Here is a 19,586-nt window from a genome sequence, read left to right as displayed (position 1 = left end):
CTCCACATTTAAGTTTTCGAGCCTTCTTGTCCCGTTCGGATTGAAGCAATCCGAACGGGGAAGGCTCTGTGGAGGATAACAATGAAGAAACTTCTCTTCACCTTATTGGCCTTCTGCGTTCTGTCGAACGTGGCGCGGGCCGAGACACTGACCGTCTATACCTATGAAAGCTTCGTCGCCGACTGGGGCCCCGGCCCCAAGGTGAAAGACGCCTTCGAGAAAGAATGCAACTGCACGCTGAACTGGGTGGCGGTGACCGATGGCGTCGCCATGCTGAACCGCCTCAAGCTCGAAGGCTCAGGCACGCAAGCCGATGTCGTGCTCGGCCTCGATACCAACCTGACGGCCGAAGCCAAGGCGACCGGCCTGTTCGGGCCGCATGGCCAGGATGCAAGCAAGCTCACGCTCCCCATCGCCTGGACCGACGACACCTTCCTTCCCTATGACTATGCGCATTTCGCGGTGGTCTATGACACCGAGAAACTGCCGAAGGACAGGGCCTATGCGAGCCTCAAGGATCTGGTCGAGGGCTCGCCCGAGGAGAAGATCATCCTCGAGGATCCGCGCACCTCGACGCCGGGCCTCGGCTTCCTCCTGTGGGTCAAGTCCGTCTATGGCGACAAGTCGGCGGAGGCGTGGGCGAAGCTCAAGCCGCGCATCCTCACCACGACGCCGGGCTGGTCGGAGGCCTATGGGCTCTTTACCAAGGGCGAGGCGCCAATGGTGCTCTCCTATACGACATCGCCCGCCTATCACATCATCGCCGAGAAGACCGAGCGCTACCAGGCGATGAAATTCGCCGAGGGCCACTATCTCCAGGTCGAGGTCGCGGGCCTCATCGCCAACTCGCCGGAGAAAGCCCTGGCACAGAAATTCCTCGCCTTCATGGAAGGCCCGGGCTTCCAGGATGCCATCCCCGAGAACAACTGGATGTTCCCGGCGGGCCAGACAACGGCGCCGCTGTCGCCGGCCTTCGACCGCATGGTCAAGCCCGACAAGACTTTCCTGTTCACGCCTGAGGAAGTGGCCGACAATCGCCGCGCCTGGATCGATGAATGGCTCAATGCGATGAGCAGATGACAGGATCGAGCTTCAGCCGCTCAAGACTGGCCGCCAGCCTGCCGCTGGCGGCCATAGTCTTGGCGGTGCTGGCCGGCATCGTTCCCGTCGCCCTCATAGGCATCGATGAGGGCATCATCACCGGCCATATCATCGATGCCTATGTGCTGCGCATCCTGTGGTTCACCTTGCTGCAGGCGGGACTTTCGACCATCCTTTCGGTGGCGCTCGCCATTCCGGTGGCGCTCGCTCTGGCGCGGGTCGATTTCATCGGCCGCCGTCTCCTGCTGCGCCTCTTCGCCCTGCCGCTGGCGCTGCCTGCCATCGTCGTGATCCTCGGCATCGTCACCGTCTATGGCCGTACCGGCTGGCTCAGCTCCCTCATCGGCAGTCCGCTCAATGTCTATGGCCTCGCCGGCATCCTTCTCGCCCATGTGTTCTTCAACCTGCCGCTGGCGACGCGCCTGCTGCTGCAGCAGCTCGACGGCATCCCGCCCGAGAGCTGGCGCCTGGCGGCCCAGCTCGATTTCACCGAGCGCGCCCGCTTCCGGCTGATCGAATGGCCGCAGATGCGAGGAAGCCTGCCCGGCATTGCGAGCCTCGTCTTCCTGCTCTGTGCCGCGAGTTTCGCCGTGGTGCTGACGCTGGGCGGCGGGCCGTCGGCCACGACGCTCGAAGTCGGCATCTATCAGGCCTTGCGCTTCGATTATGATCCGGCGCGGGCGACAGTGCTGTCGCTGCTCCAGCTGGCGCTCTGCGCCCTCCTCGTGCTGCTCGCCGGGCAATATGCCAATGCGGTGCAGAGCTGGCCGTCGCTGCGCCGGAAGCCCGACCGGCATGATGCACAATCGCCGCTCCGCTCGCTGATATTGTCCGTCATCATCGCAGCTGCGGCGCTCTTTGTCGGTGTGCCGATCGCCGCGATCGTGATCGCAGGCGCGCTCGCCACCTTCACCTGGTCCGGCCTCCTCCATGCCACGCTCACCAGCCTCGCCATCGCGCTGCCCGCCGCGGCCCTGAGCCTCGCTCTGGCCTGGCCCCTGGCGCAAGCCAGCGCCCGGGCCGCAAGCCCTTCATGGCGCTCGCTCCTCAATCTCTCGGCCCTTCTGACCCTCATCGTGCCGCCGGCCGTGCTGGCGACCGGCTGGTTCATCCTGGCGAGCCGGTCGGGCCTCGCCCTCAGCGCCGCCCCCTTCCTGGTCATCGCCATGAATGCGCTGATGGCGCTACCCTTCGCGCTCGGCACGCTCAGCACTTCGGTGCAGCAGGCCATGGCGCAGCATGACCGGCTGTGCGCCAGCCTTGGCATCGGCGGCTTGCGCCGCCTCATCCTCATCGACCTGCCGGTGCTGCGCCGCCCGCTCGGCCTCGCGGCCGCCATGGCCTTCATGCTCTCGCTCGGCGATCTCACCGCCATCACCCTGTTCGGGTCGCAATCGCTGGTGACGCTGCCGGCGCTCATCTATGCGCAAATGGGAAGCTATCGCATCGACGCGGCAGCGGGCTCGGCTCTCGCTTTGGCGCTGTTCTCGATGGTAATCATCACGCTTCTGGACAAGTGGGCGGCCAAAGCATGATCAGGCTCGACAACATCCATTTCCGCTATGACGACTACACCGCCGATTTCGATTTCGAGATCGCGAAGGGTGAATTCGTCGCGGTCATCGGCCCGTCGGGCTCGGGCAAGTCGACGCTGCTGTCGCTCATCGCCGGCTTCGATGCGCCGCAATCCGGCCGCATCCTGCTCGACGGCAAGGATATGACCCGGGCGCCACCCTCGGCGCGGCCGGTGACCATGGTGTTCCAGGACCATAATACATTCGCTCATCTCGATCTGTGGACGAATGTGGCGCTCGGCATCTCCCCCTCACTCAAGCTCACCGCGACAGAGAAGCAGGATGTCGATGAAGCTTTGGCGCGCACCGGGCTTGCGGCACTGGCCCGGCGCAAGCCCGGCGAGGTCTCGGGCGGCGAGCGCCAGCGCGTCGCCATCGCCCGGGCATTGCTGCGCGATGAGCCGATCCTGCTTCTCGATGAGCCCTTCGCGGCGCTGGGGCCGGCGCTGCGGCGCGAAATGCTCGATCTGGTGAAAGAGCTGCAGGCCGAGAAGACCTATACCGTCATGCTGGTGTCGCATAATCCCGAGGATGCGCTATACGCGGCGACGCGCACGGCCTTCCTCGACAATGGCCGCATCCTCGCTTTCGAGCCGACCAGGCAATTGCTGCAGCGCCGCGACCTGCCCGAGCTCGAGAGCTATATCGGGTAGTGAGATGCGCTCGCTTGCACTACCAGCCCGAACCGCCGCCACCACCGCCGCCGCCGCCGGATGAGCCTCCACCACCCGAGAAACCGCCGCCGGAACTCGAGGCGGAGCCCGGCGGCACGGATGCCGATGACGTGGCACTGCTGAGGCTTGAGCCGACGCTGTCGGTGAAGCTTCCAACATTGCCGGGGTTCCAGTGGCTACCGGAATACCAGACAGGTGAGGCCGCGGCACCTGCTGCCGCCGCGGCGGCGAGAACGGTGGCGAATTTCGCGTTCCACTCATTCTCGCAATCGAGCGCCAGGGCGAAAGGCAGGTAGCGCTCGAAAAGCTCCGGCGTCTTTTCCGGCGGATGCAGCACCTTCAGGCGCTCTTCCTCCGCCGTCTGCATATACATGCGGAAGCCTTCGATCTGGTCGAGCCGCCGGCGCCCGGTGATGGTGGGGGCGCGCAGCAATTTGTGGAAGACGAAGGCCATGATGACGAGGAGGATGGCGCCGCCGGCCAGCGCATAGAGTCCCGGCGATGCGGCGTTGAAGAAGATCATGGCGGGGGCCGCGCCGCCGACGAGGAAGAACGGCAGGAGGAAGCCCAGCGAGAAGATCGAGCCAACCTTGGCGAGGATGCCACGCCGTTGCCAGAACCCCCTGACGAGGGTCCAGCTGATGACCAGCAATATGCCCCACCAACCGCCGCCCCAGACCGACAGGAACAGGCCGACAAAGGCATCTTCGCCCGGCAGCAACGCTGCGCCGGCCAGCAAGACCAGAATCGAAAGCGCGACGCCGCCCCACAGCCATTTGAGGTTGCGCATGAAGGTGACGCCTTCATTCTCCTTCTCGAGCATGTCCTCGATCGCGCCCTTCATGGCGCGCACGGTCGCGTGATTGGACTTCTCGAGCTCGGTCGTGCCGCGCGGTATGGCTTTATAGAGAGCGGCTTCTGCCTGGGTCAGCGGCTGGGTGCCGTCATCCTTGCGCTGGATAGAGAAGTCGCCGTCGTCCTCGATGATCTTGAGGCGACCCTTGACGGCGAGGCCGACCAGTGATGCAGCGAAAGACTTGTCGTCGAAACCCTGCTTCCAGATATAGCGCATGCCGGCGGGGCCAAGGCCCGCGGGCGGCGTGAATAGCGGAATGATCGTGCCGGCCGGCGGGTCACGTCCGACCCGCATCCAGGCGAAGAGATAATAGAGGAACGATACTACGACGCCCGCCAGTATGGCGAAGAAGCCGAGATTGTCCTTGACCGCCTCCCCGGTCTTCTCGATCTCGGTCGGCGCCGTCACGAAGCCTTTCGGCCAGCCGACCGCGACGGTGAAGCCCTCATAGGGATTGAGCCCACGGGTGGTGCGCGCCTGATAGCGATCGCCCGTGCCCTGGATGACCTCGGCGTCGCTGCCGCTTGCGCCTTGCGGACCGGTATATTCGGCATGCTGCCTGATGGTGGCGCCGGGCGGCAGCTGGATGACGGTCTCGGCCTTCTCGATCGGGAAGGTCCAGGAGCTGCCGGTCACATTCCAGTAGAGCTCGTCATAGTCGGTGAAATAGCCGAGCTGGCGCGTCGTCTTGTAGGTGATCTCGTAAACATGCGGGCCATTGTCGAGGAAGACATCGGCGCTGCCGATGCGGATACGCTTGCCATTGTCGATCGACAGGACGGTGAAGGGCTCATCGCGGCCGTCGCGCTTCACATCGAGGACCTCGAAGCCGACGACATAATTGAGACCCTTGCTGTCCTTGTACCGGGTCGGGAAATCGCGCTGGATGCCGCGCTTGATCTCGGCTCCTTCCGAGACGACGGCGATCGTCTCCTTGACCGTCAAGGCGGAATCGGCACCGATCGTCACCTCGCTCAAGAACGAGGTGATGCGCTCGGCCGCAGCCACGTTGCCGGTGGCCGCCAGCAGCAGCGCCAGAGAAAACAGCAATGCGCGCATGGCTATTTGCCTATGAAGCCTTGTTGAATTCCACCTTCGGCACCTGGCGTGCCGCCTGGTCGCCGATCTCGAAGAATTCGGCCTTGGTGAACTGGAAGAAGCTCGAAATAATATTGGTCGGGAAGGATTCGATCATCGTGTTGAAATTGCGCACCGCGCCATTGTAATAGCGCCGCGACAGCTGGATCTCGTCCTCGACGCCGGAAAGCTTGTCCTGCAGGTCGCGGAAATTGGCGTCCGCCTTGAGCTCAGGGTAGGCTTCGGCAATGGCGAAGAGCCGGCCCAGCATGCCGGTCATCGCCTGGCTCACCTGCGACTGCTCAGTGACGGAGCCGCCCGAAATGCTCTTGGCGCGCAATTCGGCGAGGTCGCGGAACAGCTTGTCCTCATGCGAAGCATAGCCCTTCACGGTTTCGACGAGGTTGGGGATAAGGTCGGCCCTCCGGCGCAGCTGCACATCGATGCCGCTCCACCCCTCAGCGACAAGATTCTTGTTCTTCACCAAGGCGTTGTAGGCATAGATCAGGTAGCCGCCGACAACGACGATGATAGCCAGAATGATGAGGCTCAGCGACATTGATTCCTCCCCTGTTATGGCGGGGGAGTATCGGCGGGTGATGGAATCCGATCAAGGCAAATAAAATGGCGGTCCTTTCGAACCGCCATTCGCGCCCTCACAGGTTTTATTCGCCTATCCCGGCATGACAAAGAACCAGTTGGCCACCAGGACCACGATCAGCCCGGCCGCCAGAGCGAGATAGGGCAGCATGCCGGCCTTGCGCTCGCCCATATCGCCTTCCCTGAGACCGAGATCGGCCAATGCTCCGGCCGGGAAGCGACCGCCATCCTGCACATAATGGCGGAAGGCGAAGATCGGCAGGATGAGAGCGGCAAAGACCGCTCCGACCAGCAGAATGCTTCCGCCATAGCCCCACACTTTGGCGCCGGCGCCGAGGAACAAGGCATTCACGAAGGCCAGAACCGTGTTGAGCCCGATCAGCCATGTCGGCGCTTTCCAGGGACGCGTGATGTGTGCCGAGTCGATGCGATGGATCCAGCCGGCGTTGAGGTTGAGGAAGTTGAAGATAATGTAGCCGACATTCGACACGGCGAGCACGAAGAAATAACCGGCAACGTCGGACGCGATGGCGAGCAGGAACAGATTGAAGGCGAAATCCGTCCACATTGCCCGCGTCGGCGCGCCATGCGAGTTGACATGGCTCAGATAGCGCGGCAGCCAGCCATCCTTCGACCCCTGATAAAGCGTGCGCGAGGAGCCGGCCATCGCCGTCATGATGGCGAGAAACAGCGCCAGGATCATCAGAATCACCAGGATCTGCGTCACCACCTTGCCGCCACCGACCAGGCCGGCAAGCGCTTCACCGATACCGGTGCCGTCAACAATGCCGGGCGCCTGCATTCCTGAAGCCCCCAGGACACCCTGGAAGGTGAAGGGGATGAGGAAGAAGAACAGGATGCAGAGAAGGCCCGAATAGAAGATGGCCTTGAAGGTGTCGGTCTTCGGGTTCTTCAATTCACGCGTATAACAGACCGCCGTCTCGAAGCCGTAGGTCGACCAGGCGGCGATATAGAGGCCGCCGAGGATCAAGGTCCAGCTGCCAATCGTCCAGGCGCCGGTGTCAGTTGCCGCAGGCGGCACCAGGGCCGTCACATTCATCGTGTCGACCTTGCCCAGGAGAATGGGCAGCACACCGATGACGACAAGCGGCACAAGCACGATGATCGCCAGCCATTTCTGCGCGCCGGCGGTCGAAGCGATACCGCGATGCTGGATGGCGAAGATGATCAGCATCAGGATCGCACCGATGAAAAAGGTGGCATTGAGATGCGCCTGGGCCAGGTAGGGGATATTGAATGACAGAAGCGACCAGGTACGGACCGTCGGCGTGAGTGCGGCAACCGCATCCTGGGTCAGGAGTGCCGTCATCGCATCCTGCGCCGTCCTGCCGGCATTGGCGGCCAGCCATTCGACGACGCGCGGCGACTCGGCCGTGAGCGTCGAGGCCTTGGCCGTCACCCAGTCGAGCACCATTTGCGAATCCGCCGCGGGGATCGGACAGAGCGCGTTCAAGATGTAGCCCGCCGCGATGGCGCAGCCGAGCGACAGCACCGGCGACCAGGCGAACCAGTTGCACCACACCGAGAGCGGCGCGATGAATTTTGAATAGCGCAGCCAGGCGGTGGCGCCATAGACCGAGGCGCCGCCCGACTTGTTGCCGAACATGCCGGCGATCTCGGCATAGGTGAAGGACTGCAGGAAGCCCATGATCATGGAGATGATCCAGACCAGGAAAGCGAACTTGCCCGTCGTCGTGGCGATGCCACCGATCGAGAAGAGCACCAGCGGCGGCACACCCGCCGCCACCCAGAATGCGCCGCGCCAGTCGATGGCGCGGTGCAGCTCGCCGGATTCGGTTGTGACCAAACCCGGCGAAACCGTCGCGCTGGCTGCTCCGCCAGCGCCCTGTTTCGTCGTCATGAGCGACATCTCCATATGTTGAAGTGACACCTGCCGGCCAGCGCCCGAAGCGCCCCATCAGGCCGGCTGTGATCAGTACAATGGGAGAGAGGTCGGTGAGGCGCGGCTGCGCCTTCCTTCCCTGATGACCACGCTAGCCCGGATCTTTTTCGCCCGGCTATCAGCATGAGCGTTCCCCACTAATCGCCCTTGCGGGCCAGCCGCACGAGCGGCTGTAGGGATGCTAAAATGGTATGAATTTGGTTTCAAGTGGTAATAATTGGGCTCTATTTGGTTACCAACCGATAATCGCCATGCCAGAAGATCAAGGGGCGGCCATGGGGATCGTGATCGAAATTGGTGACCTCGCCGACAAAAATCACATGGTCGCCGCCCTGATAGGTATAGGCCATACGGCATTCGAAGACGGCGAGCGCATTGGGCAGGATCGGACAGCCGGTCTCCCAGGTCTCGTAGTCGATGCCAGCCCATTTGTCGTCGAGCGAGCGGGCAAAGCGGCGCGATATGTCATCCTGGCCCTCACGCAGCACATTGACCGCGAAATGATCTGCCGAAAGGTATGATTTAAAGCTGTAAGCGCGCTTGCCGAGGCTCCACAGGACGAGCGGCGGGTCGAGGGAAACCGCGCTGAAAGAGTTGACCGTGTTGCCGACAAGCTCGCCCTTGGGACCACGGGTCGTGACGATGGTGACACCGGTCGCGAAGCCGCCAAGGGCAGTGCGGAAGGCGCGGACGTCGATGGGCGCAGTCATTCGGCTTCTCCGAGAAACATCTGCGCTTTTAGCGCCGGATGGCAATAAATGGATAGGTTTTCGCGCGTAGCTTTACCGCAAAACCAATCACGCCCAATTTCATACCATTTGCTTTCCGTAGCTGTTAGCGTTAGCCTTCCCATATGAACAGGTTCGAAAAGAGCTTTCAGAACCATCCCATCGCCAGCATCGCACCGCGGCCCAGCATCATCCTCAGGCCCGGCATGCCGGCCCTGCCCCCGGGCACGGAACGCTACAGGATTCCGGGTGGCGGGTCTCTTTCCCTGGAGATCAAAGCCGGCGACCGCATCACTGTGACAGATATCGAAGGCGGGCAGCCTTGCGAGATCATCGCCGCAGGTCCCGACGGTCAAAGCGACCCCGCCATCCTGGGCGCTAAAGGCGCCGGCGATCCGACCGGCCTCAAGGCAATGCTTGCCGAAGACAATGACTCAGCGCTGCGGGCCCGCAAGGCATTGGCGCGGCGTCACATCGATCTGGGGCAAGCCAGGGCGATTCGCCTGTTCGGCACGATGTCGCCCGCCGGCAGCCGCCAAAACTTCACGGCGGGGCGCGATGGCACTCTCGTCATCGGCGCGCCCGGGGCCAAGATGGATGCCGAACTGCAGGACACGGCGACCCCCATCGAGGTCAGGATCGAGCGGGCGAAGCCCGCGCCAGGCAAGACCCTCGATGTGCTGCCCGAGCCGCTCGCCGATCCCCTGCAGGAAATCCGCGTCGGGGCAAGAACGGCGAAGGCCTATCTCGTGCGCGCCGGCGAATACATCCAGATCATCGATGTCTCCGGCCGGCAAATGACGGACTTCCAATGCTTCTCGCAGCGCAAGCTGGATAAGGGCCTGGAGAATGCCCTCGATGGCACGGTGACGCGCACGCTGACCGGACGCGCCTATCCGACACCGGGGCTGCTCTCGAAGATGTTCGGCTTCGACTTCGAACCCCTGGTGGAAGTCGTGCAGGACACGGTCGGGCGGCATGACTTCTTCGCCACCGCCTGCAACAGCCGCTACTATGACGATGTCGGCTATCCTGGGCATGTGAACTGCACGGAGAATTTCAACCGCGCGCTCGCTCCCCATGGTGTCGCCGCGCGCAAAGGCTGGGAAGCGATCAACTATTTCTACAACACCCGGATCGACGACCATAACCAGATCACCTTCGATGAAGCCTGGTCGAGACCCGGCGACTATGTGCTGATGCGCGCTTTGACCGATCTCGTCTGCGTGTCATCGGCCTGTCCCGATGACATCAATGTGGGCAATGGCTGGGATCCGAGCGACATCCATGTGCGCACTTATTCCGACAAAGAAAAATTCTCGAGAGCGGTGGCCTATCGCATGACCCCAGACGCCGATCCCCAGCTCACGCGCGAGACCGCGTTCCATCCGCGCTTTTCTGCGCTCACCCGCAACTATACCGAATATCGCGGCTTCTGGCTGCCGCAGCGCTTCAACAATGACGGACCGGTCGAGGAATACTGGGCCTGCCGCGAGCGCGTCGCGGTAATGGACCTGTCGCCGTTGCGCAAATTCGAGGTGACCGGCCCCGATGCCGAGGCGCTGCTGCAATATTGCCTGACGCGCGATATCCGCAAATTGTCGCCGGGCCAGGTCGTCTATACCGCGATGTGCTACGAGCATGGCGGCATGATCGATGACGGAACCGTGTTCCGCATCGCCCAGAACAATTTCCGCTGGATCGGCGGCGATGAGTATAGCGGCATCTGGCTGCGCCAGCAGGCGGAGAAGATGGGCCTCAAGGCCTGGGTGCGCTCATCGACCGATCAGTTGCACAATATCGCCGTGCAGGGCCCGAAATCGCGTGAGCTTCTCAAGGAGATCGTGTGGACGGCTCCGGCTCAGACCGCCATCGGCGAGCTCGACTGGTTCCGCTTCACCGTCGGGCGCATCGGTGGCTTCGAGGGTGTCCCCATCGTCGTGTCGCGCACCGGCTATACGGGCGAGCTCGGTTATGAAGTCTTCTGCCATCCCAAGGACGCGACGGCCGTCTTCGACGCGGTGTGGGAGGCGGGGCAGAAGCATGGCCTGTCGCCGCTGGGTCTCGAGGCCCTCGACATGTTGCGCATCGAGGCCGGGCTCATCTTCTTCAATTACGAGTTCTCCGACCAGATCGATCCCTTCGAGGCTGGCATCGGTTTCACCGTGCCGCTCAAGAGCAAGACCGACGACTTCATCGGCAAGGCAGCACTCGTCGAGCGCAAGGAGCATCCGCGCCACAAGCTCGTCGGCCTCGATATCGACGCCAATGAGGCGGTCGGCCATGGCGATTGCATCCATATCGGCCGCGCCCAGATCGGCGTCGTGACCAGCGGAACGCGCTCGCCGCTGCTCAAGAAGAACATCGCGCTGGCGCGCGTCGATGTCACCCATGCCGAGATCGGCACCGAGGTCGAGATCGGCAAGCTCGACGGCCATCAGAAGCGCCTGCCGGCCCGCATCGCGCGCTTCCCGCATTTCGATCCGGAAAAGACAAGGCCGCGGAGCTAGAGACGGTCCCACACACGCTTCTCTCCACACCCCTCACCCTGAGGTGGCCGCGTAGCGGCCCTCGAAGGGTCCTTCAGGATGGGGCTCTAGCCTTCCCGCCACTTCGTTTCGACAGCACCTGGATCAAGTCCCAATCGCCTCTGATCAGCGCCTCTTTCTTGGCGCGCGACCAGCCCTTGATTTTCCGCTCCGCGAAGATTGCGTCCGCGATCAAGACAAAATGTTCGGAGTAAACCAAGCGAACCGGAAGCCGCGACGCCGTGAATGCGCTCGGAGAGAGTTTCATTTGATGTTCAGATAGGCGTTGGTCTGGCTCTTCAGCGCGCGTCATGCCTGTATAGTAGGTACCGTCGGCACAGTGCAGAATGTACACCCAAGGCATATGTGTTCTATCTATCCTGATGGACCCTTCGAGGCCCGGCTTTGCCGGGCACCTCAGGGTGAGGGTTGTTGAGAAAACGTAGCATGGTCTCAAACCGTCAACCGTCTCGATCGTACCCTACTTCTCTTTCCCAGCGCGGCCGGCGTGCGCTCATCTTCCTTGTGGCGCTGGTCGCTGCCTATGTGCTCGCCACCTATGTCATCCTGCCCTTCGCCTGGTCTCACTATGAGCATCAGAAGGGCCTGGAAGACCTGCCGATGGTGACCCGCACCGCACAAGGCATTCCAGGTGGTCCGATCAATATCGGGCTGGTCGGCAGCCATGAGGATATCGCTTTCGCCATGCAGGCCATCGGCTGGTCGCCGGCCGATCCGCTGACGCTGCGCTCGAGCATCGCCATCGTCGGCAGCGTGATCCTCGACCGCTCCTACAAGGATGCGCCGGTCAGCCCCCTCTTTCTCGGCGGGCACCGCGAGGAGCTTGCTTTCGAGAAAGAGGACGGAGCCAGCGCCGACCGGCGGCACCATGTGCGGCTGTGGCAGGTCCTGGCGAAAGGCGCTGAAGGACGGCCGGTCTGGCTCGGCTCCGCCACTTTCGACAAGGGCGTGGGCCTCAGCCATTATACAGGACAGGTCACGCATCATATCGCTGCAGATGTCGATGCCGAGCGCGATTATCTGAGCGCCAGCCTCACCGGGGCACGCATGGTGGTCACCACCTATCAGGTTTCCGGCGTCGGGCCGACGCTGTTCGGGCGCAATGGCGGCGGCGACAGCTACTATACCGACGGGGAGATCCGCGTCATGGTCCTGACTGAGCGCGGCGCCATCAATCCGCAGCCGCCCGCCGACCTGCCCAATCCGCCGATCATCGAGCTGAAGGATGATCTCTGGCGCGGGGTACGCCAGGCCGCTGGCGGTCTGCCCACCGACTAGATGACTTTCAGGAGCGAGGCGCCAGCCATTTCACCCAGCTTCCATGCGGATCGCCGGTGGCCAGGAGGTGATCCTCACCTGATGGCCACACGCGCAACCTGAGCGAAAAAGCCTTGTCCAGCTCCGGATCGACCTCGAAGCGCAGCCAGGAAAGCGGTGCGTCGCGTGTCGCCGAGGCCCCTGCCCGCTCCATATGGCCGGCGATGCGCTCCTGGCTCGCTTTCGGGAAATACTGGAAGGCGATCGAGTGGAAGAGCACCTGCTGCTCGCCCCAGGCCGTCGTCGCCGCAAGCTTGCGCTCGACCCAGGCTGCGGCATCGACGCGCTCGATCTTCACCGGATGATGCTGGGCGATCGCGAGTGCTGAGGTGAGACGCTTCACGCGCTGCGCCTGATCGGGCCAGACATAGGCCAGAAGCCGCTCGCGATCCTTGGCCGCGGTCGCATCGAGGGGCGAGAGATCGCAGCCCTCGCGGCTCACGATACGGGGCGACAGGTTGGGCGGCGGTGGCCCATCCCATTCCGGCGTCAGGAAAAGCGCAGCGCCGGCGGCGCCAAAGACATCTTCACCGAAGCGATAGGCATAGCGGTCGAGATTTAGATTGAGGCCGGCGCTGGCGCCCACTTCGTAAAGCCGCATCGGCAAGGGATAGCGCGCGGCAAGCCAGCACAGGCCGGCATAGAGGATAGCGGAGCGCCCGACCTCGTTGGTCTGCGGCGGTAGAGCGAGCCAGGGCGCGATATTGGCCTCGGCCGCCGCCAGCGCCTCCCGCACCTTGGACCAGAGCACGTCACCGTCCGGCACGGGATTGGGCGGATAGAGACGCTTGAGCTCGGGCAAGAGCCCCTTGCGCACCAGCCCGTTCAGAGCGCCGGCGAAGCGCAAGGGCACCGAATCCGCCTTCGAATCGGGATCGCCCTGCCAATCGAGGATCGTCTCGCCAATGGCGGTCGAGCGGTCGAGCCGCTCGCCGGCGAGCGCACAGAGGAGCGAGGTGAAGGGCGATCCCAGATCGCGGCACCAGCCCGCCTGCAAGCGGAAGGCCTGGCGGACCCGCTCTTCTCCGTCAGATGCGGCCGACTTACTCGGCGGCCTTCCTGTGGGCTCCCGATTTGCCATCGCCCAGATAGGTCTCCATGGAATCATCCATGGCGTCAACCCAGGTCGTATGATGCTTGGGCGACATGTTGCCGGTCATCAGGGAGCGATAGGCATTGTTGCGGAAGCCCATGATGTTCTCGACCTTGTGGTGCTCCCACTCCATGAAGGTCTTGTTCGTCGCCTCGATGTCGAACTTCGGATAGTCGATCTCGGCCAGGAGCTCCTTCACATAGTCGCCCTGGAACCAGATCATCTGCTCGGCATTCTCGAGCTTCTCCTCGCGCTTGCGCCAGGCCTTGCTGTGCTTGATCATCTTGTCCTTGGACGGCAGTTTGATGCGTCCCATGATGACATCGCGCGCATACCAGGCCTGGGCGTCGAACATGTTGAAGGTGTAGAACTGGTCCTGCATGCCGATATAGAAGAGCTTCGGGTTTTCCTCCCACACGACGCCCTTATAGAGGCCCAATGGCCACATCCGGTTCGCCGTCTTGAGGCGCAGATCGTCGGGCAGGAACGGGAAGTGGTGCAGATAGCCGGTGCATAGGATGATCGCATCGACCTCTTTCGATGAGCCGTCCTTGAAATAAGCGGTCTTGTTCTCGAGCCGCTGCAGCAGCGGACGTTCCTCGAAATTCTTCGGCCAGTTGAAGCCCATGGGCTTCGAGCGATAGCTCGCGGTGACCGACTTCGCCCCATATTTCCAGCATTGCGAGCCGATATCCTCGGCCGAATAGCTGCGCCCGACCACGAGGATATCCTTGCCCTTGAATTCGAGCGCGTCGCGGAAATCATGGGAATGCATCACGCGGCCGTTGAAGGTCTTCAACCCTTCGAAATAGGGAACATTGGGGGTCGAGAAGTGGCCGGAAGCGACGACGACGTAATCGAACTCCTCCGAATACATCCTGTCCTTCTTGCGGTCATGCACGGTGACGGTGAATTTCTTCGTCTTCTTGCTGTAGGTCACCATGCGGGCGGGCGTCGAGAAGCGCACCCATTTGCGCACGCCCGCTTTCTCGACGCGGCCCTTGATATAGTCCCACAGCACGGCGCGCGGCGGGTAGGAGCCGATCGGCTTGCCGAAATGCTCCTCGAAAGTGTAGTCGGCGAATTCGAGACATTCCTTGGGGCCGTTCGACCACAGATAGCGGTACATGCTGCCATGGACGGGCTCGCCATATTCATCGAGGCCAGTGCGCCAGGTGTAGTTCCACAGGCCGCCCCAGTCGGCCTGCTTCTCGAAGCAGACCACTTCGGGGATCTTGGCGCCCTTCTTCCTGGCCGACTGAAAGGCCCGCAACTGCGCCAGGCCGGACGGACCCGCGCCAATCACTGCTACTCTTGCCATTGCCGAAGCTCTCCTCCATTCACCGCCCCTGCCACACCGGCGGAGCGTGTTTATTTTGACTCTATGACCAATTCTGACCACTATTAGGCCAATTCTGAACCAATTTTGCAACCGTAAAGACGCATGCTGCGGTGCGACATTGGTCTAGAAAGAAGGCCATGAAACGACTCTCCAACAGCGAACTCAAGACCAGCTTTATCGCCTGGCAATGCCGGCTCAGGCAGATGGCCATGCGCGACCATGGCGGGGTGCCCATGCCGGGCTTCCGGCCACAGGTTTCGAGCCTCAGGGGCGAGATCGTCATGCCCGAGATGACCGTCCTCCTGGTTCCCGAGCAGCCGGAGGAGAGTACCGCTTTCTTCAGGTTCCAACTGCAGAAGACCCATGACCACCGTCTGGCCTTCGAGGCCGGGATCAAATATCTGGCGGCGGATTACTATCAGTTGCCGGAACTCTTCTCGGACGAACTCACCGCCGTCTTCGCCAAGGGTTCGGCGATGGCCGATCGGCTCGTCAAGCTCAAGACCGTGCTCCTCGACTTCGAGCAATATGCGCAGCGCTTCCGCCTGGCCTGCGCGGTCAAGCGGCTGGCGGCGCGCGATATCTCGCGCGAGGCAAGTCTCTGGCACAACCGGCTGTTCAATCCTGGCCTCGGCAATGACGTCGAGGTGCTGAGCTTCCGGCCCAACTGGAAGAATGCGATGGCGGAGCCCTGGCCGGGCTAGAACCTGATCTCAACCGAAGCTGCGCTGCGCCTGGCTTCGCCGTGATAGACGGCCTCGATATTATTGCCATCAGGATCGAGCAGGAACGCCGCGTAATAACCCGGATGATAGGGACGTTCGCCCGGAGCACCATTGTCCCAGCCGCCATTCTCAGCTCCGGCCTTGTGGAAGGCCTCGACCATCGCCCGATCCTTGGCCTGGAAGGCGAGATGATGGCGGCCGGTCAGTTTGCCCTGTGCTGCCTGGCTGTCGGCGGTCGAGACAAACAGCTCGTCCGCCCAGAAATAATCCTTGGCACTGCCGCCTATCGGAATATTGAGCACTTTGAAAATCGCTTCATAGAAGCGGCGGCTGGCGCCGAGATCCCTCACCACAAGCTGGATGTGATCGATCAGCCGTCCGCGATGCAGTTCCTGGGTTTCCATGCCGGTTCCTCCGTCTCCGGTCGCAACGCGGAGCCGGATGCTTCTGTTTCATTCACTTGACAAAAAAGCAAATAATACGTATAATTCGCATTATCATTTGAGAGGCTCTAATGAAGCTGTTTACGACGGTCGAACTCGTGCGCGATCTGAAAGCCGTGACTATGGCGGCTGATCGGCAACCCGTTGCAATCACTCATCACCGTAAGCCGCGCTATGTCCTCATGACCTTCGAGGACTTCCAGAACATCCGCAAGGCCGACCCGCGGCGAGTGTATGGTCCGGGCGAAACGCCGGCCGAACTCGCAGAGATCATTCTTCCCGAACTCGACAAGCTGATTGAGGAAGGAAAGAAAGGCAGATGACTGCGGCCCTGCCGCCAAAAGGTTCTGTTTTGACCTATCCCTATCTTTGGCGCTGGCAGTCGGAGAACGGAGAAACCGAAGGGCGAAAGGATCGCCCGGTCTGTTTGTTGCTTGCGATCTTGAAATCCGACGTGACGCATCTCGTCTTGCTGGCCATCTCAGGCACCCCGCCGCGCTCCGATCAGGCCGCCCTGCTCATTCCTGCTCTCGAACGACGCCGTGCGGGCTTGCGCGAGTGGAAAGAGGCATGGATCACGGTCTCGGAATACAATTACGATGTGGCGGAGACTTCCCACTACTTCGATCCGAATACTGAGATTCTCGGACGCTTCAGCTCGTCCTTCCTCGCCAAGATCGCCGCCGCGGTGCGCCCGTTCATCGGGCAAGCCTCCGCTCGCATCGATCGCATTTAGGTCCACCCGCCTACCAGGCGAGCCAGCGCTTACCGGCAAGGTAGCCGACCAGCGTCACCAGGCCAATGGCGAGCGAATACCAGGTCATGACGAAGAGCGGGCTGTCATCGGTGCAATGGCTGGCATAGAGCGTGGCGGCGATGCCGCCTGCGCCCAAGCCCGCCAGGGCGCCGGCGAGGCCGGGCCGGGCCGGCGCGCCCTGGCGCAGAGCCCACAGGAAAGCCGTCAGCGGCACAATCGACAGCAACGGGATGACCGTCAAGCAGACGCGCGCATTGGTACCAATGAGGCGCGGCATCCAGGTCGCGGACGGCATGACGACAAGCTCGGCCACAACGGCGAGGAGCAGCAGGCCGGGCGCGATCGCAATGCCCCAAAGCCAGCGTCCGGGCGATGCTTCGGGGCGCAGGACCTGCAGCGCCAAGGCGATCGCACTTGCGGCCAGCGTCAGGGTCACGACGAATTTGAACAGGAAGCGATAGGTCTCGACCGCCGCGGCGATGTCGTTCCTGAAACCAATTATGGACAGGAACAGGACCGCAGCGATGACGGCGCCTCCGGCCGCTGCCGCCATGATCGCCGCCTTGGGCTTCGGCGGCTTCGCGGCGCGGTCGGCTACGAGTGCCGTAATGAGATCATCGGTCTTCACTTCTTCTGCTCCCGGTAGATCATGGCCAGCGCCTTGACCGCACGATGCAAGGTCACGCGAATGGCCCCTTCCGTCATGTTCAGGCGTTCCGCCGTCTGGCGCACCGAGACGCCCTCGATGGCGAGAGAGCGCACGACATTGCGCTGTTTCTCGTTGAGATTGTCCAGCATGCGATGGACGTCATAGTTATCGAGCGTCACGTCGCTGTCCTCGGCGGCCAGGCTTTCGGCCACGTCTTCAATCGGCACCTGGGCATTGCGGCCGCGGCGGCGCATCAGATCGATGAACTTGTTGCGCGCGATGGCCGAAATCCAGGGACCGATGGGGCGGTCCTGGTCCCAGGTCTGGCGCTTCAGATGGATGGCGAGAAGCGTATCCTGGACGACATCCTCGGCCTCGCTCGCGCCCAGCCCGAAGCGGCCCAGATTGCGCCGTGCCGTAGCGCGAATGGAAGGGGTCACCGCCGTCAGGAAAGCCCTGTAGGCAGCCTCATCCCCAGCCATGGCGGCACGCATCAGCACGGCCCATTCCTCTTCAACGGCACCCATATATTCCGCGTCTTCCCTTCTTCGCTCACCGGGGCCAAATCGTTACAACCGTCCCGAACTATCACGTTGGCGTGTCAGGCGGCAGAAAAATTCGCACTCACTGTAATGCCGCCAGCCCATTCCGCGAAGAGCCCCATATGAGCCAACAGGGGCTCATATTCATATGGAGGAAAGACATGAATCGCCGCTCGCTCCATCTCGCTTTGGCGGGATCGCTCGCCTCGGCCGTGGCCCTGCTCGCCATTCCGGCCCAGGCCCAGGAAACCGAGAAATGCTATGGCGTCGCCATGAAGGGCCAGAATGACTGCAAGGCCGGCATGCATGACTGCAAGGGCCATTCGACTGTCGACTATGACGGCGAATCCTTCAAGCTGGTGCCGAAAGGCACCTGCACCTCGATGGAGACGCCTAAGGGCAAGGGCACATTGGAGCCGATGAAGGGGTAATGGCCGGCATCGCCTCAAAAGCCATCCTGGCCGCTTCGCTCGCCACCGCCGTTTCTCTCCTGAGCCTTCCTCAGGCGTCGGCCGCCGACGAGAAGGAGAAGTGCTACGGGGTGGCGCTCAAGGGCCAGAATGACTGCGCCGCCGGGCCCGGCACCACATGCGCCGGGACCTCGAAGGTCGACTACCAGGGCAATGCCTGGAAGCTCGTTCCCAAGGGCACCTGCGTCACGATGCAGACGCCCCTTGGGCCAGGCTCGCTTGCCCCCATTACCCGGCCTTCCTGACACGAAATCGCGGCGAAGCTCGTTGTTCGGGCTTCGCCGCCAACCCAGTAACCGGAGGGAAGCCATGCAACTCAGCCACTTGCCTCGCCAGTCGGGGGTCGGCTTCAAGCCCGAGCATTTCTCCGCCATCAGGGAAGGCCGGCAACCGATCGGCTTCTTCGAAGTCCATGCCGAGAACTACATGGGCGATGGCGGCCCGCCGCATGCACATCTCAGATACATCAGAGAGAACTATGCGCTCTCGCTGCATGGCGTCGGTCTGTCGATCGGCTCGATGCAACCGCTCGACCGCGACCACCTCGCGAGACTCAAGAGCCTGTGCGATCGCTACGAGCCTGAGAGCTTCTCCGAGCATCTCGCCTGGTCGAGCCATGATACGGTGTTCCTGAACGATCTCCTGCCGTTGCCCTATACGCATGAAACACTCGACCACATCGTCGAGCATGTCGACCAGGTGCAGTCGACCCTCAACCGGCAGATGCTGCTCGAGAACCCAGCCACCTATCTGCTCTTCGCCGAAAGCACGATCCCGGAAACCGAATTCCTTGCCGAGATCGCACGCCGCACCGGTTGCGGCCTGCTGCTCGACGTCAACAATGTGTTCGTGTCGGCGACCAATCACAAGCTCGACGCGGAAGCCTATCTCGCCTCCTTCCCGCTCCAGCATGTCGGCGAGATCCATCTCAGCGGCCATGCCGAGACGATCGATGAAGCGGGCGCACCTCTCCTCATCGACACGCATGACAAACAAGTCGCCGATCCGGTCTGGGCACTCTATGAAAGTGTGATCGCGCGCTCAGGCCCCGTGGCGAGTCTCGTCGAGTGGGACGACAATATTCCGGCTTGGCCCGTATTGCGGGCCGAGGCGCAGGCGGCACAAGCCATCCTCGATCGGGCCCGTCGCCCGGCCGCCGCGTGAG

21 protein-coding genes are annotated in these 19,586 nt (G+C 62.4%); 11 read left to right on the top strand and 10 right to left on the bottom strand.

Features of this window, described 5'->3' with window-relative positions:
• Positions 1–81: 81 nt before the first annotated feature.
• From thiB to thiQ, 3 genes are read left to right on the top strand one after another with little or no spacing between them, the layout of a single operon-like run.
• Positions 82–1,080, top strand: a complete 999-nt coding sequence (gene thiB / locus DT068_RS07275) for a thiamine ABC transporter substrate binding subunit (RefSeq protein WP_119389133.1) — start codon at positions 82–84, stop codon at positions 1,078–1,080.
• Complete coding sequence (locus DT068_RS07270; protein WP_368904505.1) at positions 1,056–2,636, top strand: ABC transporter permease family protein; 1,581 nt, start codon at positions 1,056–1,058, stop codon at positions 2,634–2,636. The genes thiB and DT068_RS07270 overlap by 25 nt, the downstream gene beginning before the upstream one ends.
• On the top strand, positions 2,633–3,328 hold the full coding sequence (gene thiQ / locus DT068_RS07265; RefSeq protein WP_119389132.1) for a thiamine ABC transporter ATP-binding protein: 696 nt from the start codon (positions 2,633–2,635) through the stop codon (positions 3,326–3,328). Before DT068_RS07270 ends, thiQ begins: the two co-directional genes overlap by 4 nt.
• A 19-nt stretch (positions 3,329–3,347) precedes the next feature.
• Here the strand turns inward: thiQ and DT068_RS07260 are convergent, their stop codons facing one another.
• The 4 genes from DT068_RS07260 to DT068_RS07245 all read right to left on the bottom strand — a co-directional run bounded on the left by DT068_RS07260 (position 3,348) and on the right by DT068_RS07245 (position 8,516).
• Positions 3,348–5,264 (bottom strand): DUF2207 domain-containing protein, encoded by a 1,917-nt coding sequence (locus tag DT068_RS07260; RefSeq protein ID WP_119389131.1) that lies wholly within the window; start codon positions 5,262–5,264, stop codon positions 3,348–3,350.
• A gap of 10 nt (positions 5,265–5,274) precedes the next feature.
• Complete coding sequence (locus tag DT068_RS07255; RefSeq protein ID WP_119389130.1) at positions 5,275–5,841, bottom strand: LemA family protein; 567 nt, start codon at positions 5,839–5,841, stop codon at positions 5,275–5,277.
• A gap of 114 nt (positions 5,842–5,955) precedes the next feature.
• Positions 5,956–7,764 (bottom strand): trimethylamine N-oxide permease, encoded by a 1,809-nt coding sequence (locus tag DT068_RS07250; RefSeq protein ID WP_119389304.1) that lies wholly within the window; start codon positions 7,762–7,764, stop codon positions 5,956–5,958.
• A 266-nt stretch (positions 7,765–8,030) separates the two neighbouring features.
• On the bottom strand, positions 8,031–8,516 hold the full coding sequence (locus tag DT068_RS07245; RefSeq protein ID WP_119389129.1) for a flavin reductase family protein: 486 nt from the start codon (positions 8,514–8,516) through the stop codon (positions 8,031–8,033).
• 143 nt (positions 8,517–8,659) lie between these two features.
• On the opposite strand from DT068_RS07245, the gene DT068_RS07240 reads away from it, so the two are divergent.
• Positions 8,660–11,044, top strand: a complete 2,385-nt coding sequence (locus DT068_RS07240) for a trimethylamine N-oxide demethylase (protein ID WP_119389128.1) — start codon at positions 8,660–8,662, stop codon at positions 11,042–11,044.
• 73 nt (positions 11,045–11,117) lie between these two features.
• Here the strand turns inward: DT068_RS07240 and DT068_RS07235 are convergent, their stop codons facing one another.
• A complete protein-coding gene (locus tag DT068_RS07235; RefSeq protein ID WP_119389127.1) occupies positions 11,118–11,426 on the bottom strand; it encodes a GIY-YIG nuclease family protein in 309 nt (102 codons plus the stop codon).
• Between the two features lie 83 nt (positions 11,427–11,509).
• On the opposite strand from DT068_RS07235, the gene DT068_RS07230 reads away from it, so the two are divergent.
• A complete protein-coding gene (locus tag DT068_RS07230; protein ID WP_119389126.1) occupies positions 11,510–12,361 on the top strand; it encodes an LssY C-terminal domain-containing protein in 852 nt (283 codons plus the stop codon).
• A gap of 7 nt (positions 12,362–12,368) precedes the next feature.
• Here the strand turns inward: DT068_RS07230 and DT068_RS07225 are convergent, their stop codons facing one another.
• Both DT068_RS07225 and DT068_RS07220 read right to left on the bottom strand, forming a co-directional pair.
• A complete protein-coding gene (locus DT068_RS07225; protein ID WP_368904503.1) occupies positions 12,369–13,481 on the bottom strand; it encodes a DUF2332 domain-containing protein in 1,113 nt (370 codons plus the stop codon).
• On the bottom strand, positions 13,444–14,814 hold the full coding sequence (locus DT068_RS07220) for a trimethylamine monooxygenase (RefSeq protein WP_119389124.1): 1,371 nt from the start codon (positions 14,812–14,814) through the stop codon (positions 13,444–13,446). Before DT068_RS07220 ends, DT068_RS07225 begins: the two co-directional genes overlap by 38 nt.
• A gap of 158 nt (positions 14,815–14,972) precedes the next feature.
• Here DT068_RS07220 and DT068_RS07215 point away from each other — a divergent pair, with 158 nt between their 5' ends.
• Positions 14,973–15,539 (top strand): hypothetical protein, encoded by a 567-nt coding sequence (locus DT068_RS07215; protein WP_119389123.1) that lies wholly within the window; start codon positions 14,973–14,975, stop codon positions 15,537–15,539.
• Here the strand turns inward: DT068_RS07215 and DT068_RS07210 are convergent.
• Positions 15,536–15,964 (bottom strand): VOC family protein, encoded by a 429-nt coding sequence (locus DT068_RS07210; protein ID WP_119389122.1) that lies wholly within the window; start codon positions 15,962–15,964, stop codon positions 15,536–15,538. The two genes, DT068_RS07215 and DT068_RS07210, sit on opposite strands and share 4 nt — an antisense overlap.
• 110 nt (positions 15,965–16,074) lie before the next feature.
• Between DT068_RS07210 and DT068_RS07205 the strand changes: the two genes are divergently transcribed.
• Entirely contained in the window at positions 16,075–16,326 is a 252-nt protein-coding gene (locus tag DT068_RS07205) for a type II toxin-antitoxin system Phd/YefM family antitoxin (RefSeq protein ID WP_119389121.1), read from the top strand.
• Positions 16,323–16,739, top strand: a complete 417-nt coding sequence (locus tag DT068_RS07200; RefSeq protein ID WP_119389120.1) for a hypothetical protein — start codon at positions 16,323–16,325, stop codon at positions 16,737–16,739. Before DT068_RS07205 ends, DT068_RS07200 begins: the two co-directional genes overlap by 4 nt.
• Before the next feature lie 10 nt (positions 16,740–16,749).
• Here DT068_RS07200 and DT068_RS07195 read toward each other — a convergent pair whose 3' ends face one another.
• Positions 16,750–17,388, bottom strand: a complete 639-nt coding sequence (locus DT068_RS07195; RefSeq protein ID WP_119389119.1) for an NrsF family protein — start codon at positions 17,386–17,388, stop codon at positions 16,750–16,752.
• Positions 17,385–17,936: a sigma-70 family RNA polymerase sigma factor gene (locus tag DT068_RS07190; protein ID WP_119389118.1), complete on the bottom strand. Its 552-nt coding sequence runs from the start codon at positions 17,934–17,936 to the stop codon at positions 17,385–17,387. The genes DT068_RS07195 and DT068_RS07190 overlap by 4 nt, the downstream gene beginning before the upstream one ends.
• A gap of 176 nt (positions 17,937–18,112) precedes the next feature.
• On the opposite strand from DT068_RS07190, the gene DT068_RS07185 reads away from it, so the two are divergent.
• The 3 genes from DT068_RS07185 to bufB all read left to right on the top strand — a co-directional run bounded on the left by DT068_RS07185 (position 18,113) and on the right by bufB (position 19,585).
• Positions 18,113–18,382 (top strand): BufA1 family periplasmic bufferin-type metallophore, encoded by a 270-nt coding sequence (locus tag DT068_RS07185; protein ID WP_119389117.1) that lies wholly within the window; start codon positions 18,113–18,115, stop codon positions 18,380–18,382.
• A complete protein-coding gene (locus DT068_RS07180; protein WP_119389116.1) occupies positions 18,382–18,666 on the top strand; it encodes a BufA1 family periplasmic bufferin-type metallophore in 285 nt (94 codons plus the stop codon). The genes DT068_RS07185 and DT068_RS07180 overlap by 1 nt, the downstream gene beginning before the upstream one ends.
• A gap of 64 nt (positions 18,667–18,730) precedes the next feature.
• The gene (gene bufB, locus DT068_RS07175) at positions 18,731–19,585 is read left to right on the top strand and encodes an MNIO family bufferin maturase (RefSeq protein ID WP_119389115.1); all 855 of its coding nucleotides are present in this window, start codon (positions 18,731–18,733) and stop codon (positions 19,583–19,585) included.
• The last annotated feature ends 1 nt before the right edge of the window (position 19,586 follow it).

Origin of the sequence: Taklimakanibacter lacteus (assembly GCA_003576695.1) — a bacterium.
GTDB lineage: Bacteria > Pseudomonadota > Alphaproteobacteria > Rhizobiales > Aestuariivirgaceae > Taklimakanibacter > Taklimakanibacter lacteus.
The sequence above is the reverse complement of the archived record's forward strand: the minus strand, read 5'-3'. Positions and strand labels throughout refer to the sequence as shown.